Origin of the sequence: Arthrobacter cryoconiti (assembly GCF_020905375.1) — a bacterium.
GTDB classification, from domain to species: Bacteria; Actinomycetota; Actinomycetes; order Actinomycetales; family Micrococcaceae; genus Specibacter; species Specibacter cryoconiti.
The window spans coordinates 1-960 of the sequence record NZ_JAJJBU010000053.1 but is presented as its reverse complement, the minus strand read 5'-3'; the positions used below and the strand labels follow the sequence as shown (position 1 = coordinate 960).

Sequence of the window (960 nt, the reverse complement as noted above, 5' to 3'; positions counted from 1 at the left end):
CCGAGCGTCGGAAAAGGAAACGGCACCTGACCCACGCCACAAAGCGCGGATCAGATGCCGACAACTACTCCTTAGCGCTTACCAGCCACGCTCCGCGAGACGATGCGGCGCCGGGATATCAGCAACATTGATCCCCACCATCGCCTCACCCAAACCACGCGACACATCAGCAATAACCTTCGCGTCATCAAAGAACGTCGTCGCCTTCACCACAGCAGCAGCACGCTGCGCCGGATTACCCGACTTGAAAATACCAGAACCCACAAACACACCATCAGCACCAAGCTGCATCATCATCGCCGCATCAGCAGGCGTAGCAATACCCCCGGCAGTAAACAACACCACCGGCAACTTACCCGTAGCAGCAACTTCCTTCACCAACTCATACGGGGCCGCAAGCTCCTTCGCCGCAACATACAACTCATCCTCAGCCAACGCCGCCAAAGCAGCGATCTGCCCACGAATCTTACGCATATGCCCGGTCGCGTTAGAAACATCCCCCGTACCAGCCTCACCCTTGGAACGAATCATCGCCGCGCCTTCATTAATGCGACGCAAAGCCTCACCAAGATTAGTAGCACCACACACAAAAGGAACCTTGAAATTCCACTTATCAATGTGATGCTCATAATCAGCAGGAGTCAAAACCTCAGACTCATCCACATAATCAACACCCAAAGACTCCAAAACCTGCGCCTCAACAAAATGGCCAATACGAGCCTTCGCCATCACAGGAATAGAAACCGCAGCAATAATCGCATCAATCATGTCCGGATCACTCGCCCGCGAAACACCACCCTGAGCCCGAATATCAGCAGGAACACGCTCAAGAGCCATCACAGCAACAGCCCCGGCATCCTCAGCAATCTTCGCCTGTTCAACATTGACAACGTCCATAATGACGCCGCCCTTGAGCATCTCAGCCATACCACGCTTAACGCGGCTACTGCCAGTCACCGG

1 protein-coding gene is annotated in these 960 nt (G+C 54.4%); it reads right to left on the bottom strand.

Going from position 1 to position 960, the window contains the following annotated elements:
- Positions 1–78: 78 nt before the first annotated feature.
- Complete coding sequence (pdxS, locus tag LOH53_RS16725; protein ID WP_230068893.1) at positions 79–957, bottom strand: pyridoxal 5'-phosphate synthase lyase subunit PdxS; 879 nt, start codon at positions 955–957, stop codon at positions 79–81.
- Between the last annotated feature and the right edge of the window lie 3 nt (positions 958–960).